Genomic DNA, 26,682 nt, shown 5'->3' on the forward strand with positions numbered 1-26,682 from the left:
CAGAAACTGCCCTCGTCACTTCGCGTTATATAGAACTCTTTCAACCAAAGAGTCAATATCATTTTTAAAAAAAATAAAAATAAATAATAAATAGATTACCATAAAACTAAGTAGTTCTTTAAAAGGTAAAATATTTGAGAGTCCATAAAAACTTCATAACAAAGATGTATATAATTCACCATTGCACAAATATCTTGTACATTTTATGCTGTTTTATCGAGCAAAAGGAAGGTGTTAATGTCATTGAAACTGACGCGTAATCAGACATTGGTTCTGAACACTTTAAAGAATGCAAAAGGACCTTTAAGTGCCTATGCGATTCTTGATCATTTACGCGAAGAAGGATTTCGTGCACCTCTCCAAGTTTATCGCGCCTTGGAAAAACTTGTACAATTAAAGTGTATTCATCGTCTTGAAAGTGTAAATGCTTTTGTGATCTGTTTACACCCTGAAAATTGTCAACATGAACTTACGACTTTTATTATTTGCGAAAATTGTGGCAAGGTAAACGAAATACAAAATCAAACGATTGTTTCTAATCTTAAACAAATGGTTCAAGCTGTTGATTTTCAAGCACACAGAAGCACTTTAGAAATACGAGGTATTTGTAAAAAATGTGCGATAGAGTAATATCTCAATACTTGCAAGTTTGTATATTTAGCATTATGTTTTGAGAATTGTCTCGTTGCTTGCAAAGCTCTTATTGTTCTTACATACATATCATTCTTTTCTTACAGCGATGAGCTTATTTTATTCATTGGAATATAAAATTGAAAGTATAAAATCATGTCTATATCTGAAACAAGTGTTTCAACCAGACATTCCGATAGAACAAAACAAAAGAAAATCATTAATGCTTTTCTTATCCTTCTTGCGCTTTGTGTGCTTTGGTTTAGCTATCAATGGTTAACGTATTGGCGTTATATGCTCACCACTGATGATGCCTATGTACAAGGAGATATAGCGGCTATTGCCCCTAAATTAAATGGATACATCAAGAAAATTGCTATTAAAGCCAACCAAACCGTAAAAAAAGATGATATCTTATTCTGTTTAGACAGTGGCGATTATCAAATAGCCTTGGAACAAACAAAAGCGCACCTTAATACACAACAAAAATCTCTTCTACGTATTGATGCACAAATTACCGCTGCACACAGTGCTTTGGATGATTCGATAGCACAAAAAGCTGCCGCCTCAGCCATAGCAACCAATGCACAATCAACCTTAAAACGCATCACAGAACTCAAAGCGAATCGTTATGCTCCCCAATCTAATGTTGATGATGCCAAATCAGCATATGAACAAGCCATTGCTAATGTTAATCGTGCGGATGCACAAATAGCTGCAGCACGTGCAAATATACAAGTATTAGAAGCGCAACGAAGTGAAACAGAAAGTCAAACAAAGAGTTTAGAACTTTCGCGTGAAAAAGCACAACGTGATCTGGATTCAACCATCATACGGGCTCCATTTGATGGAATTATTGGAAACTTAACAGCAAAGACAGGGGATTTTGTTGTGAATGGCCAACATCTTGCAGCATTGGTCCCTATACATGCACTTTATATCGAAGCAAACTATAAAGAAACACAGTTGCAAAATATTCACGCAGGGCAAAAAGCTTATATTACCATTGATGCTTTCAAAAAGGAGACCTTTACAGGAACAGTACTTTCTATTTCACCTGCAACAGGCGCTGTTTTTTCTCTTCTTCCTCCACAAAACACTACCGGTAACTTTACAAAGATTGTTCAACGTATTCCCGTACGTATTTCTATTCCAGAAGAAATCTTAAAGACCGGACATATCCGAGCAGGAATGAGTGTTTCAGTAGAAGTTGATACACGTACAAAACCACAAGATAAAAATCTCTTATAATAACAAGCAAATGACCTCATTGTTATGACATCTTCAATACCAAAGCCCATACAGACTCAAGAGCGCATAGAAATTCGTAACATTGTGGTTTTCATAGTTATGGCCTTTGGCATGTTCATGGCGATTTTGGATATACAAATCGTTGCCTCCTCTTTAGCCGAAGTTCAAGCTGGTCTTGCTGCAAGCTCTGAAGAAATTTCGTGGGTTCAAACCTCCTATCTCATCGCTGAAGTTATCATGTTACCCCTTTCTGGATTCCTAGGAAGATTGCTTTCAACACGTGTTTTCTTCACCATATCAGCGATCGGTTTTACAACTACTTCTGTTCTTTGTGCAACAGCAACATCTATTGGAGAGATGATTATCTACCGTGCATTGCAAGGTTTTATTGGTGGAGGGATTATCCCTAATGTTTTTTCCGCCTCTTATATACTTTTTCCTCCTTCCAAGCGCCCAATTGTTGTCCCTATCGTTGGACTAGTCGCAACGCTAGCCCCCACTATTGGTCCAACAGTCGGAGGTTATCTCTGTCATATCTTATCATGGCACTGGCTTTTTCTCATCAACGTGCCTTTTGGGATTATTATTTCAATTCTCGCTTGGAAATTGATTGATTTTGATAAAGCAAATCCATCTCTCATGGCTAAATTTGACTGGTTAGGACTCATTTCCATGGCTGTTTTTCTAGGAACTTTAGAGTATGTTCTAGAAGAGGGTGCACGTCATGATTGGCTAAATGATCGGCTGATTCGGAACTTATTCATTATCATGATCTTGTCTGCCGCTCTCTTCTTCTGGCGCACATTTACGGCAAAAGAGCCTATTGTGGATCTTACGACTTTTTCTAGTTTTAATTTTTCTGCTGCATCCATTTTTTCCTTTTCTTTGGGAATAGGTCTTTATGGACTCACATATCTTTATCCTGTCTATTTGAGCCAAATCCGCCATTATGATGCTCTCACGATTGGAGAAACATTGTTTCTTTCAGGGTTTGTCATGTTATTAACGGCACCTCTTGCCGGATATCTTTCTGCACGAATAGATGCACGTTTGATGATGGCGATAGGACTTTTAGGCTTTGCAATAGGAACTTGGATGGCGAGTTCTATCACAGACAACTGGGATTTTTGGCAACTCTTTTGGCCACAAGTTTTCCGTGGTTCTTCCATAATGTTATGTATGGTTCCTGTTAATAACATTGCCTTAGGAACACTTCCGCCAGAACGCATGCAAAATGCCTCTGGACTCTTTAATCTCACACGGAATCTAGGGGGCGCTGTAGGACTTGCTATTATCAGCACTCTCATGACAAAACGCACAGACTTCCATTATGAACGAATAGCCGAAACACTGAACCACGCAAACAGACAAGCAACTGAAATGCTCTCGAAGTTTACTTTATTTTTCAAGACAGAAACCTTTGATTCATATACTCTTGCTCTTTCTCAATTATCTGGTATGGCACGCATACAAGCAATGACTATGGCTTTTAGTGATATTTTCTTTATCATAACCATCCTCTTTGGTATTTTGGCATTTATGACTGTTTTTCTCAAAAAAATAACACCCCTCACTGATCCCCCTTCAGGTCATTAAGCTGAGTATTATGAAAATCGAGAAATACTCTTTCATCAACAGCTCCTCTTCATTCTTACTTTATCTTTCACGGATATATAATATTGATGCTGTTATACTTTATGCTGAATAGTCTTTTCCTGACCAATTTTTAAGTGCCAAGTCTCTGTTACCTTTAAGAATGGCATGTTTTTATATCTTTAAGAATAGCTCCCTCATAAAGAATTGGACAGTTTTAGAACGAAATAAAGAAAGCTTTATCTTATTTAAAGCGCTTTAAAATTTTTATATTGTAAAGATAAAATAATCATTTTTCTCAGAATTTTCTTGCTTTCCCCTCCCATGACAAGAAAAAAATTAAATTTACGTCTACCATAAAGGACATTACAACAGCATTTTTTTCAACCAAAAACTGTTCTTGAATAAGTAATTTTATAAATTTATTATTTTATTCAACTGCAAAAACGTTGATATCCAAAACTTTGGTTACGCAATCAAGAGTCTCTCTTTTTAATTGTGGCTCTTTCAAAACGAGTTCAAGCCGTCAATAAATTCCCAAAGTGCTTATCTTTTTAAATATAACAATAAAATTGATTTACGTGATCGCTTAGCATTTATATCCTTTCCTATCATGGCTGTTTTCAAAACTGTTAAGCGCAGTAGACAGCACCTCATATTACCAATATGGAATTCACAGAACTGCCCAAATATTAAAAGTTCATATTTTCCCATTTAATAGCAATAGAAGATATTTTCCAAATATATCTAAAACAGTGTAAACACCGATTATCCTCAATAAATTAATTGAAATGCCCAAGAAAGAAAAAGGCAAATAAAGGAAAAAGCTTCCTGTGCAATAAAGCTATCCTAAAGATTTTTATCTCATAAAAATACTCTGTACCCATAAAAATGCCCCACCCCCAATACCAAACTACTAAAAATAAAGAAGTCTCTTAAGCCACTTTATGATGTAGAACACGACTCAGATCTTCTCGTTCTCCACTAGGAATCAGAGTTCCATGACATGCGGAAAGATATCCCGGTATTAATTCCAACGCTTGAAAACGGTGTTTTTCATAAGGACCGGGCATTGCCAAATTTTTTGTTAGGCTGCTTGAAAAACCAAAACGCTGATAAAACGCGCAATCACCTACAAGTAAAATAGCGCCATACCTCATCTTTTTTGCCGTTTCAATTGCATGATTCATAAGAACGGATCCTATTCCCATACGGGAATAGTCTTCTGAAACAGCCAGAGGACCTAAAAGCAAAGCATGCTGTGAGCCAGTTTGCCCTTTGCTAAACTGAACATGCCAAAGACGTACACTACCCACAAGCTCTCCAAGTGTATTTTTGACCACAAAGGACAATCCACACGCCGCCAATCGACCACGGCGTAAAACTTCTGAAGACTTACGCTTACGCCCCTTTCCCAAAGCTAAATCAAGTAAGCGTTCCCGATATGGCTCATCGGCGTCTTGCTCACATGCAAGTGTAAACACTGCCCCATTTTTTGTTTGAAAGCTAATCATATTCATCTTTGTCACACGCCCCACCGCTATAGCCCTTGTCATCAGAAAGAAAGACTTAAATCACATAGGATCGTAAAGGCTCAAAACCATTAAAGGCAACAGACGCGTAAGTTGCCGTGTAAGCACCAGTCCCATGAATCAACAATTCATCTCCTACCGTAAGAGATAAAGGGAGTAGATAAGGTGTCTTTTCATAGAGAACATCCGCTGAATCACATGTTGGACCCGCTAGAATGCAAGGTTCCATTGCCTTATCATCATGAGGTGTTTCAATAGGGTAGCGAATTGCTTCATCCATAGTCTCGGCAAGACCATTAAATTTTCCAACATCGAGATAAACCCATCGGACATTATCGTTGTCTGCTTTTTTAGATATAAGAATAACTTCTGTGCGAATAACACCAGCATTACCAACCATCCCACGCCCTGGTTCAATGATCGTTTCCGGAATACGATTGCCAAAATATTTTTTTAATGAATCAAAAACAGCTGTACCATAAGCTTGTTCTGTAGGAACATCTTTTAAATAACGCGCTGGAAAACCGCCTCCCATATTCACCAGTTTCAACGAAATTCCCTCCTGCTCCAAACACTTAAAAACTGTAGCAGCATCCGATAAAGCGCGATCCCATGCGCTAAGATCCGTTTGCTGAGATCCGACATGAAAAGAAACCCCATGGGCCTGTAAACCTAATTGATGTGCCCGACGTAGCACATCAACTGCCATAGCAGGAACACAACCAAACTTACGTGACAAAGGCCACTCTGCACCTTTTCCATCGGTAAGAACGCGGCAAAAGATGCGAGCCCCTGGCGCAGCACGCGCAATTTTTTCAACTTCTTCAACACTATCAACCGCATAAAGCGAAATACCAAGTGCGTATGCATGTGCAATATCACGCTCTTTTTTAATCGTATTGCCAAAAGAAATACGCTCAGACGTTGCCCCTGCTTTTAAAGCCATTTCGATTTCTGCAACAGAAGCCGCATCAAAAGACGAACCTAAAGAAACAAGCAAGCGCAAAATCTCAGGCGCTGGATTTGCCTTTATTGCATAAAAAATACGAGACTGTGGAAGAGCTTTTTCAAAATTTAAATAATTTTCGCGAACAACATCAAGATCAACAATTAAGCATGGACCTTCGGAACGATGTGTTGCAAGAAAATCGCGGATACGTTGCGTCGTCATCTACCAATCTCCTAGGGAACAAAATCCCCGCTCTATGCCTGGACAGCACAGAGCCGCCAATAGCTAAAAGATAAAACATACAGCCACTATCAGCACTCCGATTACTTTAATAATCAAGAAGAAACCAATATTGTGTACAACAAAGAAACAGCGCAGAAACTGCGTTATCTTATTTTATCTGCCTTTTTGATTGGAGTTGAGAAAACCACTTCCGCACTGAAGGCAATGAGGTGTGCCTCTTTAGTTATCCCAGCATTTGGACAGCTGGAAGACACCAGAAAGGCCCGCACCGTCGTTGCTTCAAGATGTCCTCACTCTTCCGGTTGGCCGTAAGAATGACTGGAGCGGTTAGTTCCAGGTACCGTACCGGTTAATCTCACCATTTGAGAACCAGCGGACACCCACAGGCACGTGCGACTTTGGGCAAGAGTTCATATAAAATGAATCATGACGCATTTCAATCATTTTTTTTATTTTAAATATTTTTTAATTTTTAAAAACAAGATGATGCAAAAAAGCAACAATCCCCCTCAACGAAATAAGGGAACTTATCTTCTTTGAAGAGATTGCAACCTCACAAAACCCTACAGTCTTGTACTCTTCATGAACACTTTTCCTCTAAAGAATTTCTTGCTTTGAACTTTCTCATCCTATTTCCAAATTACATCTAGAAAGTATAATGTAAATCGAGACATCATCACCTTTATATTTATAAATTATAAGCCAGTCCTATTGTTATATTCATCTCTCCCAATATTGCGTCTTTTCTTGCATTTAAAAAGGTTTATTAAGTACACATTTCATCCATTCTAAACTGGTTTTTAAGCCACGCGCCTCTCTCTATGCTTATTTTCTCCATGAGATTATTATTAAATCATTTTACTGATTCAAAATTACAAATGTTGAAGTAAACCAAGTATTATAAGAGCACAGATTCCTGATGTAAAATAGGTAAAATAATCTAATCTTTATAAATCAATAAGCTAACTTTGCGTAGCAAACAAAAGACCAAGCAATGTTCTGCCTGTTAAAACATTTCTCAAAAAACAGTGAGAGCTTTTCTCTCTTAACAAGAAAAAATCAAGTTTTAAGCCCCACAATATAATCTCTTTAAGACTCTTGATGGGAATTAATGGTACGCGATTTCGCTAATTGGAATTGCTTATGGCGTTCACGAAAACGCTGTCTATCAGCGTCACTGCGCGTATCATAGCAAGCATCACACGAAACACCTTCTTCATAATGCGGTGATAATTTGCTCTCAGCATTAAGAGGAGAACGACATGCACGACAAAGTTCCCGTCCACATTCTTCAAGACCATGCTTAACGGAAACACGTTCATCGAAAACAAAGCACTCACCCCACCATAAACTTTCTTCTTTTGGAACAGTTTCTAAATATTTCAAAATCCCACCCTTTAAATGGTAAACTTGCTCATAACCAAGTTCACGAACATAAGCCGTTGATTTTTCACATCGAATACCGCCTGTACAAAACATAGCAATTTTCTTTTTCTTTTTTAAATCAGCTTCATGTTTGAGCACCCATGCAGGGAATTCACGAAACGTTTTAATACGTGGATCAATCGCTCCTTGAAAACTCCCAATCGCATATTCATAATCATTACGTGTATCAATAAGAACTGTCTCTTCATCTTGAATAAGAGCATTCCAATCTTCAGGTTCCACATAATTCCCAACCACCTTTAACGGATTGATCCCTTCAACCCCCATTGTTACAATCTCTTTTTTCAACCGCACTTTCATACGGTGAAAAGGCATTTTCAACGCCCATGAATATTTAATCTCCGGCGTTTGAAACGCTGGTTCAGCGGTAATAAAATCCACTAATGACTCAATTGCAGCGCAAGATCCCGCAACAGTCCCATTAATACCCTCTTGCGCTAAAAGCAGGGTTCCTTTGATGTCCTTTGCTTGGCATAAATCCTGCAAAGGCTTTTGTAATTGACGATAATGCTCCAAATCAGTGAAGCAATAAAGTGCGGCAACTTTAAAATTCTTTTCCATAAGCTCTGGCATAACGCGCGTTTCATTCAATTTCAAGATTTATTCATCTACTCTTTAACAGATTGTGTATAATCAAACTATAGGAATAAATATCATCTTCTAGAGAAAAAACATTATGTGCCAAAAAAAGAAAGTAACTTCTATCACTTCTCCAGGAACAAACCGTCATACCTGTTTTACGTATTAACGACCTACAAAACGCAGTATTTTTAGCACACGCTTTTGTCAAAGGCGGACTGAAAACAATTGCAATCACATTGCGAACAGCAAATACATACAATGCAATGAAAGCAATTACATAAGAAGTGCCTGAAACAATTGTGGGAGCGTAAACTATTTTTAGCACTATACACTATGAATAAGCTGAATGCGCAGGAGCAAAATTTATCGTAAGCCCTGGATTATCCAACAAATTGATTGTGCAAAGAACAGTAGAATACTCCTTCTCCCTGGCGTAATGATACCAAGTGAACTCATAGAAGTATGGGACAAAGGTTATTCATATCTTAACTTTTTCCTTCTGAAGCAGCGGGAGGTATTGCTTTCCTCAAAGCCTTAGTATCCCCCTTCTCTGAAATTCAGTTTTGTCCTACAGGAGGCATTACACAAAATAATGTATGCAATGGCTCCATCTTTCTTAGCATCTTTTACGTTGGCGGTTCTTGGATAGCTCCCAAATAATTTATTACAAGCAGGCGATTGGGATGCGATCATCGCATTAGCACATGCAGCAACACAACTCTCCTTTCATTTGAAAAAAGCATGCTCAACAACATACGGTGCAGGTGCATTATGAGCACCTTCAACAAGACCAAAGGGTTCGCATATCCTTGCACACTCTTTAAGCATTGCTATGGAGCCACAAACCATCACGCGATCTTCATCAGAAGAAATTTTAGATAAACGCACCTTTTAAAAAAGACTTCTTGCCAGACAAATAAAAGCACAAATCTCTCTTATTCGACAAAGGCACGCTCAACAACATATGTAGCAGGTGCATTGTTAGCACCTTCAACAAGACCGAAGGATTCGCACATCCTTGCACAATCTTTAAGCATTGCTATGGAGCCACAAATCATCACGCGATCTTCATCAGAAGAAATTTTTGGTAAACCCGTTGTTTCAAAGAAGGCACCGCTTTGCATAACAGTCGTAATGCGTCCCATATGCTCAGAAGGTTCGCGAGTGGTCATAGGATAAAATTTCAACTGTTGTGCATACTCACCAATCAGCGGATCTTCTTGTAAAGAGGTAACAAGATCTTTTGCATAAGCAAGCTCATTTTTCTCACGGGTTGTTTGAACAAGGACCACTTCTGAAAATTTTTCATAGGTTTCAGGATCACGAACAAGACTCGCAAAGGGAGCAATCCCCGTTCCTGTTGAAAGGAGATAAAGACGCTTTCCAGGAATAAGAGCATCAAGAACCAATGTTCCTGTAGATTTTTTACGCATGAGAACCGTATCACCAATTTTAATTTTTTGGAGATGTTCGGTTAATGGTCCCCCTGGAACTTTAATTGAAAAAAACTCAAGCTGTTCATCCCAAAATGGACTTGCAATCGAATAAGCGCGATAGATTGTTTTTTTTGCATTTGGCAAACCAATCATAACAAATTCACCCGAACGAAAACGAAAACTTTCCGGACGGTTCAGACGAAATTTAAACAAACGGTCTGTATAATGACAAACCTCCTGAACAGTAAGCGCAAACACATTTCCAGGAATCGGAAAGTCTGATGATGCAACGCTGCTGATGTTTGACTGAACATTGGTAGCAGACGTATTCATAAAATTCTTTCCCATACCTTCATAAAGACCAAATCTTTAAAGTGATATAATACCTGCTGCACCATCTGCCAATATTTTCTTAAAACAAAAACCACAACATCAACACTTTTGTATCAAAATTAATTGAAAGAGAAAAACGAGAATAGAATCATACCATATAAAAAAATACAACGCCTTTCACGTTAAAAAACTCAAGAGAGATAAAACCTCTTTCTTTAACGGTAATCTCACGACTTCTCATAAAATCTCCAAGACATTAATTTTCTAATGATGAACCTATAACCACTCTACAGTCCTTTAAAAGACTCTTTGATTGACTACCATCTTTGCTCTTAACCTATTACCGAGATCAAGATTGTGCTTCCTCAAAAAAAACTTTCATTGACTATTGATTCTAAAGCCTTTTCTGATTTCACTATGAAAAGCGATAGAATACTGCAATGAGTCTTTATTTTTTAAATATGCTTCAATCAAGGAAAACACATAAAAAACAAAATGTTATCCTTCCCCATTTATCAGAGCGTCACATATTCATAAATGTTCATAAATGCACCGATAAAACAAGAATGTCTCTTGTCGCCAAGATAAGTATTTTATCTCAAGAGATTGCTTTCATGGCCCATAATCTAGTATGAATAGCGCGTAATTTTCAAAAAACAAACAGAATACAGATCCTTTCCAACCGTATGAAAGCACCAAAGGGGAAACTCCGTGTCTCATTGACTTAAGAGAATATTTAAAATGAACAAATCCGTTAATGATGAAGAACACGCATTATTTCCTGCTACAGCTGTGGCAACCATCGATGTGCGTGCTATTGTTGCAAATTATATAACCTTAGCCAAATGTGTCGCTCCAACAGAATGTTCAGCAGTTGTAAAAGCCAATGCCTATGGGTTGGGTGCACATAAAATTGCTCCTGCTCTTTATCAGGCAGGTTGTCGCACTTTTTTTGTCGCCCAAATCGAAGAAGCGCTCCAATTAAAAGCCATTTTACCAGAAAATATCATGATTGCTCTTCTCAATGGACTTCCACATACAGCAGAAGAATTTGTAGCACAATCAGGTATTGTCCCTGTTCTAAACTCTTGGAATACTATCGAAGACTGGCAAAAACTTTGTCAAAGGAAGAATAAAAAATTTCCCGCAATTGTTCAAATTGATACCGGTATGAACCGATTAGGACTTGATAAAAAAGAGTTACAAAAACTCATTAAACAACCTACAATTTTTGAAAAAGCGGAAATAAAATATATTCTCAGTCATCTTGCAAATGGAGATGAAGCCAATCATCCATCCAATGATACACAATTAGCTGCTTTTAAAGCTATACTTGCGCAGTTGCCTACCTGCAAAGTCTCCTTTGCCAATTCTGGAGGCATTTTACTTGGTTCAAATTTTTATTTTGATCTTGTTCGGCCAGGCATTGCACTTTACGGCATTAATCTTCATGGAAAACATCCAGCATATATGAAACCTGTTTTAAAACTTGAAGCACAAGTCCTTCAAAGCCGCTTTATTGATACAGGAATACCCGTTGGTTATGGGGAAAGTTTCATTACCCGCAGACCAAGCATTCTTGCAACCATTTCTATCGGCTATGCAAATGGTTGGCCACGCATTCTTTCAAATAAAGGTGCCGTTTATTTCAATAGGCACAAACTTCCTATTGTTGGATGCATTTCTATGGATTCTATCATAGTTGACGCTACCGATCTTGATAAAAAACCGCAAAGAGGTGATTGGGTAGAACTCATTGGAACCCATCAAACACTTGAACAAGTCTCTCTAGATGCCAACACCATCCCGTATGAAATTCTGACTTCTCTAGGGAACCACCATAAACGCATTTATATTTAAAACGCTCTAAAAAAGACAAGATGATTTAAAATCATTATTTTATTTTAAGGTTATCACGAGAAAAACCAATATAATCCAATACATACATATATACGGATAACAAAAAACCCACACGAAATGTGTGGGTTTTTTTACCAATGTAAACAAATAAATTTAATCGCTATTTCCCAATGGCGGACACGAGCAAATGAGTGTTCTGTCTCCCGCAACATTATCAATACGTGATACAGGAGGCCAATATTTATTGACTGGATCAAGGGAGCTGTTAGGAAAGGCAGCTTCTTGTCGCGAATAGGGTCGTGCCCAAGCATCATCTAAAGTATCCGCTACTGTATGAGGGGCATTCACCAATGGATTATTGTCTTTTGGCCAAATCCCGTTCCCAACTTTCTTCGCTTCTTCAGCAATAGAGAGTAATGCATCACAAAGTCGATCAATCTCTGCTTTTGGTTCTGATTCCGTTGGCTCAATCATCAAAGTTCCAGGAACAGGAAAAGACATCGTGGGCGCATGGAATCCATAATCAATGAGACGTTTTGCAATATCATCAACACTCACCCCATACTGCTCTTTCAACACACGCGTATCCACAATACATTCGTGAGCGACACGTCCATGCTTGCCTCGATAAAGAATGGAATAAGCAGATGAAAGACGTGCAGCAATATAATTAGCATTCAAAATTGCTGTTTGTGTTGCATATTTTAAACCATCCGCACCCATCATCCGAATATACATCCAGGTAATAACGAGAATAGAGGCACTTCCATAAGGAGCTGCTGAAACGGCATACGCTGTCCCATCTTGTTCATGCCCTGGCAAAAATGGCTTGAGATGCTCTGCCACTCCAATCGGCCCCACACCAGGACCACCACCACCATGGGGGATAGCAAATGTTTTATGCAAGTTCATATGACAAACATCTGCCCCAATATCTGCCGGACGTGCAAGCCCAACAAGCGCATTCAGATTAGCACCATCAAAATAAACTTGTCCGCCATTTTCATGAATAAGAGAGCAAATATCCTTAATACTTTCCTCATAAACACCATGTGTTGAAGGATAGGTAATCATGAGAGCTGCTAAGCGATCTTTATGCAATTGTGCTTTCATTTTGAGATCATCAACATCCACATCGCCATCACTCAAGCATTTCACCACAATGACCTCCATACCCGCCATATGAGCGGAAGCTGGATTGGTACCATGTGCAGATGCAGGAATAAGACAAAGCGTGCGTTGATGTTCTCCCCGCGACTGGTGATATCGGCGGATTGCCAAAAGCCCCGCATATTCACCTTGAGCACCAGAGTTGGGTTGAAAAGAAACTTGCGCAAACCCCGTGATTTCACACAACCACGCATTGAGTTGACGAATCATTTCTAAATACCCCACCACATCCTCTTGAGGCGCGAAGGGATGCATATTGGCGACCGTAGGCCAACTCACGGGCATCAACTCAGCCGCTGCATTAAGCTTCATTGTACAAGAACCAAGCGGAATCATTACCCGATCTAATGCCAAATCTTTGTCTGACAAACGACGCAAAAAGCGCATCATATCTGTTTCTGAATGAATCGCATGAAAAAAGGGTTGAGAAAGGAAAGCAGCATCCCGCTCTTTTCCCATAAGTCTTGGAGAAACCTGATCTACTAATTGTGCACCAAAAAGCTTTGCTAAAGCACAAGCATCCTCTTCTGTTGACAATTCATCAAAATTGATTACCACCCTATCATCATTGAGAACACGAAGAAGGCGCCCACCCGCTTTGGCTTGGCGTGCAATTTCCCGTGCCTTTCCCTTCACAACAATGCTGATACAATCAAAAAAGCTTTCCCCTTCACAAGAAACGCCAGCAGCCTCTAAACCAGCAACAAAACGACATGTTAAATGATGAATCCGCCGCGCAATTTCCTGTAAGCCTTGCGGCCCATGCCAAACAGCATAAGCGGTTGCTATATTTGCTAACAAAGCCTGTGCTGTACAAATATTCGACGTCGCTTTATCGCGCCGAATATGTTGTTCCCGTGTTTGCAATGCTAAACGAAAACCCACACGCCCTTTTGTATCCACCGATTGACCAACAATACGCCCTGGAATAAGACGTGTGAGCGCATCACTAACTGCAAGATAACCAGCATGCGGACCACCAAATCCCATTGGAACTCCATAACGTTGCATAGAACCAACAACAATATCAGCGCCCCATTTTGCTGGTGCTTCCATAAGAGTAAGCGCTAAAGGGTCAGCCACGACGATTACCAACGCTCCTTTTGCTTTTGCTTCTCTAATCACTTCACCATAATCGTTAAAAGAACCTTTTGTATCGGGCCAAGACAAAACGATCGCCGCTGTATCAGAACAAATTTCACCATTGTTTCTTATTTGAATACCTTGTGTTTCAGCACGCGTTTGCGCAACACTCAAGACCTGAGGATGCAAAATACTCTGAAGAGAAATCTTTGTTTTTTTCTCACGAGCAAAGCGCACAGCGACTGCATTGGCTTCAGCTAAAGCGGTTGCTTCATCAAGCAATGAAGCAGCTGCAACAGGCAAACCAGTGAGTTCACTAATCAATGTCTGAAAATAAAATAAAAGCTCCAAACGACCTTGGCTAATTTCTGCCTGATAAGGTGTATAGGCAGTATACCAGGCTGGATTTTCAAAAAGATTCCGTAAAATAACAGGAGGCACATAGGTTCCATGGTAACCCTGCCCAATGAAACTTTTGTGCAGCTGGTTTTTCCCCATTATCTTGGAGAGTTCTTCCAAGGCTTGGTTCTCACTTGCTGCCTTTGGTAGCTTAAGTGAGTGCTCTAAATGGATAGAGTGCGGAACAGCTTGAGAAATAAGCGTATCAACACAATCAAGCTCTAAAATATCCAGCATTTTTTGTGTTTCATCAGGACGAAGCCCAATATGGCGAGAAAAAAAATATCGTTCCTGCATAACACTCATCCAATCAGTGCTTTATAAGCAGATTTATCCAGCAAACCTTCAAGTTGCGTTTCATCCTGCAATGTCATTTTCCACAACCAACCCTCTTTTTCGGCTTTCTGGTTTACCAGTTCAGGATTATCAACCAGTGCTTCATTGATTTCGACGACTTCACCATCAAGAGGAGAATAAACATCTGAAGCCGCTTTCACCGATTCCACGACGGCTGCCGCCTCTCCCTTAGAAAGTTTTGTTCCACTTTGTGGTAAATCAACAAAAACCAAATCCCCTAATTGCTCTTGCGCATAATGTGTAACCCCAACAGTCACAACTTGTCCTTCAACGCTAAGCCATTCGTGGTCTTGTGTAAAATAAGTTTTAGACATAAAAAATTATCCTTTAAAATAACGTTGTTCAACAAAGGGCAGTGAATGAACTGAGAGTACAATCTTTTTACCTCGCAGTTCTGTAAAGACCTCCGTCCCTTCAGCTTTACAATCGACAGGAACATAACCCATGGCAACAGGACCATTAAAAGAAGGACCAAAACCACCTGATGTTACCACACCAATCTCATTACCCTGATCATCGAAAAGCGCCGCACCAGCACGAATCGGTTGGCGTGTTTGTGGTTTCAACCCAACACGACAACGCGTAGGCCCTTTTTGCAGCGCTTCAAGAAAAGCTTCTGCACCGTAAAATTTTGCTTTTTCTCGCACACTTTTAGGAACAGCCCATGTTAGAGCCGCATCAATAGGCGTCGTCTCAGGAGTAATATCATTTCCATGCAAACACAACCCTGCTTCCAACCGCAAGCTATCGCGTGCGGCAAGCCCAACCCACTCAAGACGAGAATCACTCAGCAATTTCTCAGCCAAAGCCTGTGCATGCCCTATAGGGACAGCAATTTCAAAACCGTCCTCTCCCGTATACCCAGAACGCGTTATAAACCAATCTTTTTGTGGTTCGAATCCCTGCATAAACAACAGTTCATTCCCTGGTAAATCCGCATCAGCAAGAACAGCTGCTGCTTCAGGACCTTGAAGAGCAAGCAAGACCCTTTCAAGAGCAATTACTTGACATTTAAAATCAACAGCACGTTTTTCCAATTCTATAAAATCAGCTTGTGCATTCCCGGCATTAGCCACCAGCATAAAACGGTATTCTGCCAAACGGGTAATGATAAGGTCATCAAGAATGCCAGCCTGTTCATTAAGCAAATAATTATACCGTGAGTGACCAATCTTTAACAATGCAGCATCAATGGGGAGAGCATAGGATAAAAATTCTATTGCTTGTGACCCCTCAACAACAATCAATTTCATATGAGAAATATCAAAAAGGCCTGCATGCGCACGCGTATGCAGATGCTCTTTCAAAACGCCAAGAGGATAAGTCAAAGGCATTTGCCAACCCGCAAAAGCACCAAATTTTGCTCCCGCCTTTTCATGCAATTCGTTTAAAGGTAGTGTTTTTAAAGATGTTTCAAATTCTTGTGATGTACCCATAAGATCTCCAAAGCCATGCTAACGCCCACACAATGTAGACGTCTCTGCACCCTTCTGTCACAAACCTGAGAGACTCGCGAAAAGATCTTTCGCTTACACCTTCGGCGCGGATCTTTCCGACTTTCCAGATATGCCTTTCTCCTTTTACGGTCCTTAGAGCCTGAGAGATTATGGGCTATTTCCCCTTCGGCGGCAGGTGCAAAAATTGGCAGCCTACACTCTCCCGCAAAAGAATGAAAGAAACGACAACGTTCTTTCCGGCATATCCTGTCAATATATCCTATCTTTATCACACTGTCATTAGTAAAGTGATGAGGAGATTCTAATTTTTAAACTTGCATAGGCTGTTTTAAAAGACTTATAATAGGAGTGTTTCAAAGATTATGAATAATCATAAGTGGCCATACTCTAAGAAATCAAGGAGAGGAAATTTAAAAGGCCATAAACAAAAATACAATTTGAGAAAATGCAAAATTTTGCGCACTCAAAAAAATCACAAAGCAATATCCCTCGTGCACAGTTGAACCTTAACTACGGAGTTTCATATCTTTTAAGGGCAAAGATTTTAGGTATTTTATCAATATAACTTAACATACAAGAGGTTGCATTTTTCTATAAATTGTATCTCTCAATGGTGTCATAAATTGCGGTTATTTATATACCAAACTTCATTGAATAAAGGTTACAAAATACTCATGAAAGCTGGCAATATTCATTACAATTGCGAAAACGATCTACCAAAGCAAATTGCTCTTTTTCCTCTAGAAGGCGCACTCTTGTTACCAGGTGGTTTTTTATCGCTCAACATTTTTGAACCAGAAGCACTCGAAATGGTTGAAAGTGTTATGGTGTCCAATCGTTTACTTGGAATCATTCAACCCCTTTCATCTGAGACAGACCACTTATCTACACAACTTTACAAAATAGGTTGTATAGGGCGCATTACAAACTACAATGAAACAGGAAATGGTCAACTTTTCATTATATTACAAGGTGTTTGCCGTTTTACCTTAGAACAGGAATTGATGAACACAAAGTCCTATCGAACCGCTCTCATTCGATCAAACATAGAAGATTTACAAGAGCCTGACATGGCAGAAAACGTTCATCGAGAAAGCTTACTTAATATTGTTGAGAAATATCTTACGATACATGAAATGGAATATAATTGGAGCAGTATTATGCAAGCACCCACACCTCTCTTGGTTAATGCTTTTTCAGCCCTAATTCCCTTTACACCGGCAGAAAAACAAGCATTGTTAGAAGCTCCAGATATTGGAAGCCGTGCCCAAACTCTTCTTGCTTTAACAGAACGCTCACTCATGAAACAAACAGGGGCAGATTATCATTTACACTAATAAATATGAGGATATGCAAAAATGGCCACCGATCCCAAAATGCTCGAATTGCTCGTCTGCCCCATCACGGGAGGAACCCTCTCCTTAAATCGAGAAACACAAGAATTAATTTCATTCAAAGCGAAACTCGCCTATCCTATTCGCGATGGCGTTCCTATCATGCTTGCCTCAGAAGCTCGTTCTTTGCCAAACAATGAAAAAATAATCTATAAAAAATAAGCAGTCTTTATTCATTTTTTCTGAAGTAATTTATCATCAATAGCTGTTTTCTTAAAAGTTATTTTTTCTCTGCACGATCTTCTCAATATTCGCCTCTTGTAAAAAACAAATACTTCATACACCAGCACGGCCATTCTCTTTACTATCTCCCAATGTTACACCGACTCTAAAATACTCTATAACAACCATATAGTCCCTTGTTCCAAAGTCTGTTTTTTGATTCTGAATAGGAAGAGAAACACGCATTTCTTATATAAAATAGATGAATAAAATTAAAATAAAATCATATAGTTATAATTTTAAATATCCCTCCATAATGATCATAAGGAAATTAATCGAAATCCCATCAAAATAAAGGGAGGTATTGCAACAGTTGCATGTGGATTTTGCAAAAAAGAAACCAGGACCGCTGCTATCATTCTGGTTAATAATTAAATTATCCTATGAATGCATTTGTGATATCGGTCGTATACGCAACGATCAATAGAGCCTGGAAACTCTCACATCGAACAGAGAATAAATCCGTTTCGCGGATAACCCAGAATTTCCGGGGGCTTTTGTTATATCCAAGCGCTTCTCAGCACTAAAAGCAAAAGACTAATGTGATGTCAGTGCTTCCAGATCCTGGAATACCAATGCGAGGACGCTCGCAATCGGTGGGAGAAGCTGAGAATGAAAACTAAAAGTCCACATTTTAATGACATTTCAATAGGCAGAAAAATTCGCGTCACATCAAAAGAGAAATATTGAAAACGTCTCAAAAAATAATGAGGGCACCACTTAGGGGCAACTTTTCAACAAATTTAAAAGCACGAAAAAGGATTGAATTGGTGCAGAGCGTTTACAAAAAACTGCCGATATACTGGATATCTCTATTTTCTTTTTTATTCTGATCTCAACAAAAGAAAATGTCTCTTCACCCTATAATAGCAGATAAAGTACAGTGGGCTAGAGGGCAACGCATCTCATAGAACAAAGCATTTGCAAGAGTCTTCAAGGGGCTTCCCGTCATGGAATTACATAGCTATAGATTTACACACTTTTTGTCTTTCTTGTGACTGTGTCCCTCTTATCTTGTTACATTAGCGTCAAAGGGGGAAATAATCGCTATTATCTTTGTCGTGGATTGAAAGATTAGAAGAAAAATGGACCCAATATGGTGTAAAAATTTAATAATTAACCGTATAAAACTTTCAAAGATGTACTAAATACTTTGACTATTGTTTGGGCAGCATACTTTTAGGACAGGAGACTTAGGAAACCGCGCATATTACCAACCGAATACGTGTATTTAATAATAATAATACTTTTTCATGCATGAAAATTTTAAAAGATCTTTCTGATGTCGAAATTGGAATTGGAAATTGAGATAATTTATTGAAAATAATCTCACCTCATGATAGGAAATAAATTATGTAAAATTAATGCAACATATTGATTTTATTTTTTAGTATAATTTAGGATTATTTTTAATCTACGTGTTTTTGTTTTCATTTACCCTTTGGGGAATTGTTTCCTCCATTCAACATTTCGGTTCTAAACTGTTAAAAAAAACAGGGATAAAAATAAACTCCCAAGCTATCTTATCGTAAATAAATCCATTGGAAGAGGGAAAAATGAAGAAAATCTCGAAATTATTGAGTTGCATAGCTTTATCAAGTACCGTGGGATGTTTTCCAGATTTCCCCTTGACTTTGACTGTGTGAAAAAAGCCTGAAGCAGCTCAGCTTGAGACCAAAAAAGCACTGTTAGAACGTAGTATGTCAAGCTTTTATGACATGGTTTGGGCAATAAAGGCTTTAGTATGCGTGTGAATCTCCAATTGAAAAATATCTCATACAAGCAGGATATGATAATAGAATGAGAAGATAGGAGAGCAGGATTGTTGTAAGAATTATAAGGCTGAAGAACTGCTTATTTGTGTCATCATTCCTTAAAAAAATATATATTCAAAATGATATTAAGTGTTTGTGACGTTTGTTTTTTATTTTAATATAAAAATATGATAGTAGAATAGCTTATGTACTTTATAGTATTTATAATTATTCAAGGAAAATGAAATGAGACAGACTTTGAAATTTTTGAATACTCTATTGATTATGATTGGATGCTATCAAGCTCAGTTTTCTCAAACGATTGCAGAGACACGGAGGAAGCATGATGCACATCAACCTGAAAAAAAAGTTCTTATTCATGGTGTCCAAGAAGATTTTCAAAATGATCCTAAATTTATAGAACACTGTAGGGTATTTGAAAGAGATCCGGATTGTAATCCTTTAGAATCTCGGAATCCAGCTCATTTTAGCAGAAATCTTGGGCACTGGGACTGAAAAGAGAGCGATGTAATCTCTTTAACTGAACTGGTGAAAAAATAAACCAAAAAGACCTATAAAAGACGGCCATAACAAAAAAGTAATTTCATTCTTTAAAACTGAGAAAGAATGACATTTTTAATAGGGCGCAGGTGAAGTGTGAAGGGCTAGAGGGCGTGTATCTCATGAAACAGAGTCTTTGCAAGGAGCTCCCATTAGGTTTGTTAATTTGCGTGCTTTTTGTTTCTCTTGTAATTGCGCCCCTCTTATCCTGTTATATTGGCGGCAAAGGAGGAGAATAGTTGTCTATCATCTTAGCCGTTGATTTGAGAGGTTGGAGAAAAAATAAACCCAATATGATACAAAAATTCAATGTATCACAATTTAATTCCCTTTAAGAATATTCTTTAAGCTCTCGTTCTTCTAGGGGATTGATCTCAAAGATCAAGGGTTGTTAGTCTTCTCAATAAACGTGGGTCTTATCTCATGGTTTTGGAGAACGGGCATGAGAGTTCGAGAGGTTTCTCATAAAAAAAACAAACAAAGACTGTTTTAAATTTTATTGCTAATTTCTTTTAATTACCCTATGAAAGCACTTGTGGCGTTGGTCGTATACGCAGCGATCAATAAGGTCTGGAATTTCTAACATCGAACACAGTAAATCTGCTTTGCTGGTATCCCGAAATTTCCGGGGGTTTTTGTTGTGTCCAAGTGCTTCTCAGCACTAAAAGCAAGGGACTGATTCGATGTCAATACTTCCAGGCCCCGGAATACCAATGCGAAGGCGCTCGCTACCGGCGGGGAATTTTTCAGAATGCACGCTAAAAATCCACATTTTAATGATACTTTTGTGGATAAAAAGATTCGTTTCCGAAGAGGCATCATGGGGCTTTCTCAAAAACAATTAGGAAATCATTTAGGTGTAACTTTCCAACAAATCCAGAAATACAAAAAAGGCATAAATCGTGTGAGCGCAGGACACCTGCAAAAAATTACCAAGTATACTGGACCTTCCTATTTCCTTCTTTTACGCTGATATCTCAACAAAAGAAGAGCCCCCTAATCCACCATAATGACAGAATATCAAGCAAAGCAGAATATCTGCTTTTTAAAATTTTCAGAGTACTTAACCATGCAAAACAAAAGGCAATCTTGCGGTTTATTTCTCATGAAAATTCCTTCTGACTTTCATGATTGTAGTGTACGTTTTTTAAAGGAGTGCTTTTATAAATATGAAAAGAAACTCTTAAATAAATAAAGAGCTCTAAAGCAAAAAGGGGAAATAACACTAAAAAAACAGTGCTGTAACCGTTTTAGGATTTACATATATTAAGAACATTTATCATAAAAAATACAAAATTTACCAACGCAATGCGTTATACAACCGTTGCACGATTTAAACATTTCAAAAAAAGCAATTGATAAAAGATAACCCATCTACTCAAGCCGAAATACTATCAAAGAAATCCGCATACGGCTTGGCATAAAGATTCAAGTTTTTCAGCACTCAAAGATCTAGAAAGACAATCCACGCAAAATAAACCGACCTGTTAATGAATAAGACATCATAGATGTACCAAATGGAAGCTATAAAAACTGACAATATTTTAAATATTTCTTGACCAATGCGTCTTCTCCTGAGTATAGCCAGGGAAGGAAAAATGGAGAGGATCAGGAGTATGGAAAAATGAGTTTTAAAGTTGCAATTGCTGGTGCAACTGGGAATGTTGGTCGTGAAATGCTTACGATTCTAGAAGAGCGTGGTTTTCCTACTCATGAAGTCGTCCCTTTAGCATCACGGCGTTCATTGGGGAAAGAAGTTTCTTATGGCGACAAAACCTTAAAAGTAAAAGCGCTTGATACGTATGATTTTTCTGACACGGATATTTGCCTGATGTCAGCAGGGGGAAGTATTTCTAAAGAATATGCTCCCAAAATTGCTGCTGCAAGCTGTGTGGTGATCGACAATTCATCAACTTGGCGCTATGATACCAATGTCCCGTTGATTGTACCTGAAGTCAATGCAAACGCCATTGATAAATTTTCCAAGCGCAATATTATAGCTAACCCCAATTGTTCAACCATTCAACTTGTTCTAGCATTAAAACCTCTCCACGATGCAGCAATCATCAAACGCATTGTTGTATCCACTTATCAATCAGTTTCTGGAGCTGGTAAAGAGGGAATGGATGAGCTCTTTGAACAATCACGAGCAGTTTTTGTGGCAGATCCAATCACAACAAAAAAATTCACCAAACGCATTGCCTTTAATGTCATTCCCCATATCGATGTTTTCATGGAAGATGGTTATACAAAAGAAGAATGGAAAATGACAGCTGAGACGAAAAAAATTCTTGATCCTAAAATCAAACTAACAGCCACTGCGGTTCGTGTCCCTGTCTTTATCGGTCATGCTGAAGCCGTTCACGTTGAATTTGAAAAACCACTCAGTGCCCCCGCTGCACGAGCACTTCTACGTGATGCGCCTGGCTGCCAGGTTATCGATAAACACGAAGATGGCGGCTATATAACGCCCTATGAGAGCACGGGTGAAGATGACACCTTTATTAGCCGTATTCGTGAAGATATCACCGTTGAAAATGGCTTAGCCTTCTGGATTGTTGCTGACAATTTAAGAAAGGGAGCAGCATTAAATGCAGTTCAAATTGCTGAACTTCTCATTTCTCGTAATTTGATAAAACCTAAGTCAGCAAATTAAATGAAAAGGACAGCATAAAGCATTCTTTTTCTTCATGCTGCCATATTTTTCCTATCATTCCAATAACAGTTGAGTTTGCATTTTCTTCATGGAGCAGGATAGGTTACGATGCGGTAACGTGTTTCATTGCGTTCAAAATTTTTGAAATTGACATCATCAGGGAAGAAGGGATTATATGCGTTCACGCGCTTTACAGATATACCTTGTGCCTTTGGTGATGGATTAAAAATTGTTTGCTCATCCCTTTTTTTTACCCCTGTAGCATCAATAATCATATCTGTTCTGTAAAATTTTAGCGCCTTTTCCCGTGTTTTATGGGGCACGGTAAGTCTTTTAAAATTGGGCATAACCTGTTTTACTTCTTGCTTTTTAGCTTTCATATCAGAATTTAGCTGCACGCGCATATCTGTAAAAGAGATCGTAGGAACATTGTCAACATTTAAATAACGTGCCGATGCCCAACCAACCTTACCGTTATAACGAAGAGAACACCAAGTCCTATTGGAAAGACAGCCATTAATTTGCACTTTCTCTCCCTTTGGAACCGTGGCGATAACTTTGTAAGCGGTCGTTGGACCGGTACGCAAAATCGTCTGACCTTTTGCTACATGTGTAACTGTTCCAACAGCGGCACGAGAAGCAGCCATTCCCGGCCCTGCCCCCTCCAAAGTCAATAAAATCATTACGGTTGATAAAAAAATTTTTTTTAACATTATTTTTTTTCCTCTCCAAAGTGTGAAGGGCAAAATATTTGCCTTTGCAAAATTTGCCGCATTTAAGTCAAGTGTTGATCAATGCTTTGCCTCTTTAAAAACCCACCATATTGCGAGAAAAGCTCTCCTACATTCTCTCCTAGCTCCCTAGACCCACGACCTATCGTCATGATAGCGCAATATTCTCTTCATGAGATTTATAGCTAAACATCATCTGACCGCCTGAGGCTATCCAACCTATCGTCACTTAAAGAAGTCTTGAAGTTGCCATTGGTTCCCCGAACAAAGAATTGCAAGAGAAGAATTTATTGCCTCAATCTTGAAGAAATACGGCTCACACATGATGTTGTCTTACAAAGGATTCTGAGAGTATTAAGAAAAATAATATTCTTTTTTAAATAAAATGATTGAACATCCTATAAAGCTTCTATAGTGTCAGCCCTTCTTTCGCGGGTACAGAATATATTGAATCTTTTTTCGACAATCTCTTAGAAAAGAAAAAGGAAGACAACAGACATGCCACTAAAAAAATTACTTCAAAATACCCTTATCATATTATTCTTTTCCCTTTTTACATTTTTCTTTTCTCTTGCATTTTCTATGGCAGCAGACAAATCAAAAATCAAACTTGGTATTATGGAAGGGCGGGATGCGATTATCTGGAAAATTGCTGTTGAACAGGCTAAAAAAGCTGGTTTGGATATTGAACTCGTTTATTTTTCTGATTACACTTTACCCAACGATGCTGTTAACGCAGGAGAGATCGATGCGAATGCTTTTCAGCACGCTCCTTATTTTAATGACCAAATGAAACAACGTGGCTATAAACTTTCAATTGTCGGCTACACGTTTATTGCTCCGATCGGTGTTTATTCACACAAAATCAAAGATTTAAAAGATCTTCGTGATGGTGCCCATGTTGGTATTCCTAACGACCCATCTAATGGTGGAAGAGCCTTACTTCTTCTCAATTCTTTAGGTCTGATTAAGTTAAAAGATCCCCATAATATTCTTGCATCTCCCCTTGATATTATTGAAAATCCTAAAAACCTGCAAATTCGTGAGCTCGATGCCGGTATGTTAGGGCGTGTAATCGACGATTTTGATATCGCAATTGTAAACACAAACTGGGCTATTGTTTCCGGATTAAGCTTTGAAAAAGACGTAGTCGCATGGGAGAGCACAAAAAATAATCCTTATGATAATATCATCATTGTACGCACGAGCGAAAAAGATGAACCATGGGTTAAAAAATTGGTTGCCGCTTACAACAACGATCTTATCCGTGCGAAAATCAAAGAGATTTTTGGCAAAACCGCCCAAATATCTTGGTAATTGTGCCAAACATCTTGGGAATTGTGAATGGAAAAACCTATTCTTATCTCCTTAAAAAATATCAGCCGCTGTTTTAACAAACCGGCCGGTGTTCCGGTAATTAATAATCTCTCTTTAAATATCCATGCTGGTGAAATCCTTGGCATTATTGGACGCAGTGGAGCAGGAAAATCAACACTTATCCGCTGTTTAAATGGGTTAGAGAAGATTGATGCAGGATCTATTTTTTTTGAAGGTGTTAGTATTTCAAATCTATCAGAGACAGAATGGGCGCCTTACCGTCAACAAATTGGGATGATTTTTCAACATTTCAATCTTCTCTCATCGCAAAATATTCTTGATAACATTGCATTACCGCTTAAATTAAGTGGTGTAAGTAAAAAACAACGCCACAAACGTGCTCTTGAACTGATTGAATTGGTTGGGTTATATGGGAAAGAATATTGCTATCCGGTACAATTATCAGGAGGGCAAAAGCAACGTGTTGGGATTGCACGCGCTCTTGCGGCTAATCCTAAAATATTGTTATCCGATGAAGCAACTTCTGCTCTTGACCCTGAAACAACACAATCTATTCTAGAGCTCCTTGCTGATATCAATAAACACCTCAATCTCACGATTGTGCTCATTACCCATGAAATGGAAGTTGTACGCACCATAGCGCATCGCGTTGTTGTCCTTAATCAAGGACGCATTGTAGAAGAAGGACGTGTGAAAGATATTTTTACATCACCGCAAGACGATACAACCATCGCCATGCTCAAGCTTATCACCCCGCAACTTCCTGAAAAATTTGCAAAAAATCTCAAACCAATCGGGCGAGAAGCTGTCATTGAAATCAATATTGCAGGTGAAATTGCACAACAACCTTTTCTTCACCTTCTAGAAGATGAAAGTGGTTTAAAAGCACGTATTTTGCATGGTGGCATTGATACAGTCCAAGATGAAACCATCGGACGACTCTTCTTGGCGCTTCCTGGAGAAGATAAAAAAGCTTTAGAAAAAGCTGTTCAATGGTTAACGAAAAAAGGACGATATTGTGAGGTCTTAGGTTATGTCTAATGTTCTTACTCATGAACTTCCCCAAGCTGTTATTGATACAATATTGATGACACTGAGTGCTTCTTTTATGGCACTGATTATAGGGCTTCCTCTGGGTCTGCTTCTTTACACAACAGCACACGGAGGGATTTTTGCTTCATCTCTCATCAATCGCCCTTTAAGTATGATCATTGATAGCATTCGTGCTATTCCCTTTATTATTCTTGCATTTTATCTTCTTCCCATCACACGTATTGTTGTAGGAAGAGGGATAGGAATGCCTGCTGTAATTTTTATACTGACCATTTCAGCAACTCCTTTTTATGCACGCATGGCAGAACTCTCTTTTAAAACCGTTGAAAACGGTCTCATTGAAGCAATCCGCTCCATGGGTGCAAGCCGTCTTCAAATCATCAGACATGTTCTTATTCCTGAAGCTCTCCCTAGCCTGATTACAGGTTTTATAGTCATGATCATTTCTCTCATAGGGACCACCTCTCTTGCCGGATATCTCGGTGGAGGCGGTTTAGGAGACATGGCAATCCGCTATGGCTACCAACGCTATAACACCTTCATCATGACCATTGTCATCGTCCTTTTGATTGTACTCAATATTACAACCCAATGGACTTCTGACAAAATCATACAAAAACTTGATAAAAAAAAGCATTAACACAATGAAGGA

23 protein-coding genes, 1 pseudogene and 1 riboswitch are annotated in these 26,682 nt (G+C 38.7%); of the genes and pseudogenes, 14 read left to right on the forward strand and 10 right to left on the reverse strand.

Going from position 1 to position 26,682, the window contains the following annotated elements; translation table 11 throughout:
* The first annotated feature begins 237 nt into the window (after positions 1-237).
* From J7R07_RS07320 to J7R07_RS07330, 3 genes are all read left to right on the forward strand, one after another.
* Complete coding sequence (locus J7R07_RS07320) at positions 238-630, forward strand: Fur family transcriptional regulator (protein WP_208436218.1); 393 nt, start codon at positions 238-240, stop codon at positions 628-630.
* A 156-nt stretch (positions 631-786) separates the two neighbouring features.
* Positions 787-1,881, forward strand: a complete 1,095-nt coding sequence (locus tag J7R07_RS07325) for an HlyD family secretion protein (RefSeq protein ID WP_208436219.1) — start codon at positions 787-789, stop codon at positions 1,879-1,881.
* Positions 1,882-1,905: 24 nt separating this feature from the next.
* Positions 1,906-3,477 carry a DHA2 family efflux MFS transporter permease subunit gene (locus J7R07_RS07330; RefSeq protein ID WP_208436220.1) on the forward strand — a complete coding sequence of 524 codons (1,572 nt, stop codon included), beginning with the start codon at positions 1,906-1,908 and terminating at the stop codon, positions 3,475-3,477.
* A 932-nt stretch (positions 3,478-4,409) separates the two neighbouring features.
* On the opposite strand, the gene J7R07_RS07335 is transcribed toward J7R07_RS07330, so the two are convergent.
* The 3 genes from J7R07_RS07335 to trhO all read right to left on the reverse strand — a co-directional run bounded on the left by J7R07_RS07335 (position 4,410) and on the right by trhO (position 8,205).
* A complete protein-coding gene (locus J7R07_RS07335) occupies positions 4,410-4,994 on the reverse strand; it encodes a GNAT family N-acetyltransferase (RefSeq protein WP_208436242.1) in 585 nt (194 codons plus the stop codon).
* A 49-nt stretch (positions 4,995-5,043) separates the two neighbouring features.
* Positions 5,044-6,177, reverse strand: coding sequence for a type III PLP-dependent enzyme (locus tag J7R07_RS07340; protein WP_208436221.1), 1,134 nt, complete (start codon positions 6,175-6,177; stop codon positions 5,044-5,046).
* 1,110 nt (positions 6,178-7,287) lie between these two features.
* Positions 7,288-8,205: an oxygen-dependent tRNA uridine(34) hydroxylase TrhO gene (gene trhO, locus J7R07_RS07345; protein ID WP_208436243.1), complete on the reverse strand. Its 918-nt coding sequence runs from the start codon at positions 8,203-8,205 to the stop codon at positions 7,288-7,290.
* 182 nt (positions 8,206-8,387) lie between these two features.
* Here trhO and J7R07_RS08440 point away from each other — a divergent pair, with 182 nt between their 5' ends.
* Both J7R07_RS08440 and J7R07_RS08445 read left to right on the forward strand, forming a co-directional pair.
* On the forward strand, positions 8,388-8,507 hold the full coding sequence (locus J7R07_RS08440; protein WP_246464873.1) for a hypothetical protein: 120 nt from the start codon (positions 8,388-8,390) through the stop codon (positions 8,505-8,507).
* 235 nt (positions 8,508-8,742) lie between these two features.
* Positions 8,743-8,886 (forward strand): hypothetical protein, encoded by a 144-nt coding sequence (locus J7R07_RS08445; RefSeq protein WP_246464874.1) that lies wholly within the window; start codon positions 8,743-8,745, stop codon positions 8,884-8,886.
* 66 nt (positions 8,887-8,952) lie between these two features.
* Here J7R07_RS08445 and J7R07_RS07355 read toward each other — a convergent pair whose 3' ends face one another.
* Positions 8,953-9,114: a hypothetical protein gene (locus tag J7R07_RS07355; RefSeq protein WP_425489187.1), complete on the reverse strand. Its 162-nt coding sequence runs from the start codon at positions 9,112-9,114 to the stop codon at positions 8,953-8,955.
* Positions 9,115-9,161: 47 nt separating this feature from the next.
* The gene (locus J7R07_RS07360) at positions 9,162-9,995 is read right to left on the reverse strand and encodes a ferredoxin--NADP reductase (RefSeq protein ID WP_208436222.1); all 834 of its coding nucleotides are present in this window, start codon (positions 9,993-9,995) and stop codon (positions 9,162-9,164) included.
* Positions 9,996-10,736: 741 nt separating this feature from the next.
* Between J7R07_RS07360 and alr the strand changes: the two genes are divergently transcribed.
* Complete coding sequence (alr, locus tag J7R07_RS07365) at positions 10,737-11,855, forward strand: alanine racemase (RefSeq protein ID WP_208436223.1); 1,119 nt, start codon at positions 10,737-10,739, stop codon at positions 11,853-11,855.
* 153 nt (positions 11,856-12,008) lie between these two features.
* On the opposite strand, the gene gcvP is transcribed toward alr, so the two are convergent.
* From gcvP to gcvT, 3 genes are read right to left on the reverse strand one after another with little or no spacing between them, the layout of a single operon-like run.
* Entirely contained in the window at positions 12,009-14,804 is a 2,796-nt protein-coding gene (gene gcvP / locus J7R07_RS07370; protein ID WP_208436244.1) for an aminomethyl-transferring glycine dehydrogenase, read from the reverse strand.
* 5 nt (positions 14,805-14,809) lie between these two features.
* Positions 14,810-15,178 carry a glycine cleavage system protein GcvH gene (gene gcvH / locus J7R07_RS07375; RefSeq protein ID WP_208436224.1) on the reverse strand — a complete coding sequence of 123 codons (369 nt, stop codon included), beginning with the start codon at positions 15,176-15,178 and terminating at the stop codon, positions 14,810-14,812.
* 6 nt (positions 15,179-15,184) lie between these two features.
* Positions 15,185-16,300 (reverse strand): glycine cleavage system aminomethyltransferase GcvT, encoded by a 1,116-nt coding sequence (gene gcvT / locus J7R07_RS07380; protein WP_208436225.1) that lies wholly within the window; start codon positions 16,298-16,300, stop codon positions 15,185-15,187.
* A 137-nt stretch (positions 16,301-16,437) separates the two neighbouring features.
* Positions 16,438-16,536: riboswitch (glycine riboswitch) on the reverse strand.
* A gap of 459 nt (positions 16,537-16,995) precedes the next feature.
* Between gcvT and J7R07_RS07385 the strand changes: the two genes are divergently transcribed.
* Together J7R07_RS07385 and J7R07_RS07390 are read left to right on the forward strand one after the other, a co-directional pair.
* Positions 16,996-17,658 (forward strand): LON peptidase substrate-binding domain-containing protein, encoded by a 663-nt coding sequence (locus tag J7R07_RS07385; protein WP_208436226.1) that lies wholly within the window; start codon positions 16,996-16,998, stop codon positions 17,656-17,658.
* 21 nt (positions 17,659-17,679) lie between these two features.
* Positions 17,680-17,877 carry a Trm112 family protein gene (locus J7R07_RS07390; RefSeq protein WP_208436227.1) on the forward strand — a complete coding sequence of 66 codons (198 nt, stop codon included), beginning with the start codon at positions 17,680-17,682 and terminating at the stop codon, positions 17,875-17,877.
* A 114-nt stretch (positions 17,878-17,991) separates the two neighbouring features.
* On the opposite strand, the gene J7R07_RS08535 is transcribed toward J7R07_RS07390, so the two are convergent.
* The gene (locus J7R07_RS08535) at positions 17,992-18,123 is read right to left on the reverse strand and encodes a hypothetical protein (RefSeq protein WP_281384552.1); all 132 of its coding nucleotides are present in this window, start codon (positions 18,121-18,123) and stop codon (positions 17,992-17,994) included.
* Positions 18,124-19,937: 1,814 nt separating this feature from the next.
* Here J7R07_RS08535 and J7R07_RS07395 point away from each other — a divergent pair.
* The 3 genes and pseudogenes from J7R07_RS07395 to J7R07_RS07405 all read left to right on the forward strand — a co-directional run bounded on the left by J7R07_RS07395 (position 19,938) and on the right by J7R07_RS07405 (position 22,908).
* Positions 19,938-20,207 (forward strand): hypothetical protein, encoded by a 270-nt coding sequence (locus J7R07_RS07395; RefSeq protein ID WP_208436228.1) that lies wholly within the window; start codon positions 19,938-19,940, stop codon positions 20,205-20,207.
* Between the two features lie 796 nt (positions 20,208-21,003).
* Positions 21,004-21,374 (forward strand): annotated as a pseudogene (locus J7R07_RS08605) (helix-turn-helix domain-containing protein).
* A 502-nt stretch (positions 21,375-21,876) separates the two neighbouring features.
* Complete coding sequence (locus tag J7R07_RS07405) at positions 21,877-22,908, forward strand: aspartate-semialdehyde dehydrogenase (protein WP_208436229.1); 1,032 nt, start codon at positions 21,877-21,879, stop codon at positions 22,906-22,908.
* An 86-nt stretch (positions 22,909-22,994) separates the two neighbouring features.
* Here J7R07_RS07405 and J7R07_RS07410 read toward each other — a convergent pair whose 3' ends face one another.
* Positions 22,995-23,621 carry an SH3 domain-containing protein gene (locus J7R07_RS07410; protein ID WP_208436230.1) on the reverse strand — a complete coding sequence of 209 codons (627 nt, stop codon included), beginning with the start codon at positions 23,619-23,621 and terminating at the stop codon, positions 22,995-22,997.
* A 516-nt stretch (positions 23,622-24,137) separates the two neighbouring features.
* Here J7R07_RS07410 and J7R07_RS07415 point away from each other — a divergent pair.
* Genes J7R07_RS07415 through J7R07_RS07425 form a run of 3 tightly spaced genes read left to right on the forward strand, consistent with a single transcriptional unit; the run spans position 24,138 to position 26,670 of the window.
* Positions 24,138-24,956 carry a MetQ/NlpA family ABC transporter substrate-binding protein gene (locus J7R07_RS07415; RefSeq protein WP_208436231.1) on the forward strand — a complete coding sequence of 273 codons (819 nt, stop codon included), beginning with the start codon at positions 24,138-24,140 and terminating at the stop codon, positions 24,954-24,956.
* Between the two features lie 27 nt (positions 24,957-24,983).
* A complete protein-coding gene (locus J7R07_RS07420) occupies positions 24,984-26,018 on the forward strand; it encodes a methionine ABC transporter ATP-binding protein (RefSeq protein WP_208436232.1) in 1,035 nt (344 codons plus the stop codon).
* Positions 26,011-26,670: a methionine ABC transporter permease gene (locus tag J7R07_RS07425; RefSeq protein ID WP_208436233.1), complete on the forward strand. Its 660-nt coding sequence runs from the start codon at positions 26,011-26,013 to the stop codon at positions 26,668-26,670. Before J7R07_RS07420 ends, J7R07_RS07425 begins: the two co-directional genes overlap by 8 nt.
* Positions 26,671-26,682: the final 12 nt, after the last annotated feature.

The sequence above is a fragment of the Bartonella phoceensis genome (assembly GCF_902825145.1).
GTDB classification, from domain to species: Bacteria; Pseudomonadota; Alphaproteobacteria; order Rhizobiales; family Rhizobiaceae; genus Bartonella; species Bartonella phoceensis.

Excerpts from the sequence above, each read along its gene's own strand:
- J7R07_RS07425 (WP_208436233.1), top strand. The coding sequence starts at position 26,011 with ATGTCTAATGTTCTTACTCATGAACTTCCCCAAGCTGTTATTGATACA.
- gcvH (WP_208436224.1), bottom strand. The coding sequence starts at position 15,178 with ATGTCTAAAACTTATTTTACACAAGACCACGAATGGCTTAGCGTTGAA.
- trhO (WP_208436243.1), bottom strand. The coding sequence starts at position 8,205 with ATGGAAAAGAATTTTAAAGTTGCCGCACTTTATTGCTTCACTGATTTG.
- J7R07_RS08535 (WP_281384552.1), bottom strand. The coding sequence starts at position 18,123 with ATGCGTGTTTCTCTTCCTATTCAGAATCAAAAAACAGACTTTGGAACA.
- J7R07_RS07395 (WP_208436228.1), top strand. The coding sequence starts at position 19,938 with ATGAGACAGACTTTGAAATTTTTGAATACTCTATTGATTATGATTGGA.
- J7R07_RS07320 (WP_208436218.1), top strand. The coding sequence starts at position 238 with ATGTCATTGAAACTGACGCGTAATCAGACATTGGTTCTGAACACTTTA.
- J7R07_RS07330 (WP_208436220.1), top strand. The coding sequence starts at position 1,906 with ATGACATCTTCAATACCAAAGCCCATACAGACTCAAGAGCGCATAGAA.
- J7R07_RS07360 (WP_208436222.1), bottom strand. The coding sequence starts at position 9,995 with ATGAATACGTCTGCTACCAATGTTCAGTCAAACATCAGCAGCGTTGCA.
- J7R07_RS07335 (WP_208436242.1), bottom strand. The coding sequence starts at position 4,994 with ATGAATATGATTAGCTTTCAAACAAAAAATGGGGCAGTGTTTACACTT.
- J7R07_RS07405 (WP_208436229.1), top strand. The coding sequence starts at position 21,877 with ATGAGTTTTAAAGTTGCAATTGCTGGTGCAACTGGGAATGTTGGTCGT.
- J7R07_RS07385 (WP_208436226.1), top strand. The coding sequence starts at position 16,996 with ATGAAAGCTGGCAATATTCATTACAATTGCGAAAACGATCTACCAAAG.
- J7R07_RS07390 (WP_208436227.1), top strand. The coding sequence starts at position 17,680 with ATGGCCACCGATCCCAAAATGCTCGAATTGCTCGTCTGCCCCATCACG.
- gcvT (WP_208436225.1), bottom strand. The coding sequence starts at position 16,300 with ATGGGTACATCACAAGAATTTGAAACATCTTTAAAAACACTACCTTTA.
- alr (WP_208436223.1), top strand. The coding sequence starts at position 10,737 with ATGAACAAATCCGTTAATGATGAAGAACACGCATTATTTCCTGCTACA.
- J7R07_RS07410 (WP_208436230.1), bottom strand. The coding sequence starts at position 23,621 with ATGTTAAAAAAAATTTTTTTATCAACCGTAATGATTTTATTGACTTTG.
- J7R07_RS07325 (WP_208436219.1), top strand. The coding sequence starts at position 787 with ATGTCTATATCTGAAACAAGTGTTTCAACCAGACATTCCGATAGAACA.
- J7R07_RS07340 (WP_208436221.1), bottom strand. The coding sequence starts at position 6,177 with ATGACGACGCAACGTATCCGCGATTTTCTTGCAACACATCGTTCCGAA.
- gcvP (WP_208436244.1), bottom strand. The coding sequence starts at position 14,804 with ATGCAGGAACGATATTTTTTTTCTCGCCATATTGGGCTTCGTCCTGAT.
- J7R07_RS07415 (WP_208436231.1), top strand. The coding sequence starts at position 24,138 with ATGCCACTAAAAAAATTACTTCAAAATACCCTTATCATATTATTCTTT.
- J7R07_RS07420 (WP_208436232.1), top strand. The coding sequence starts at position 24,984 with ATGGAAAAACCTATTCTTATCTCCTTAAAAAATATCAGCCGCTGTTTT.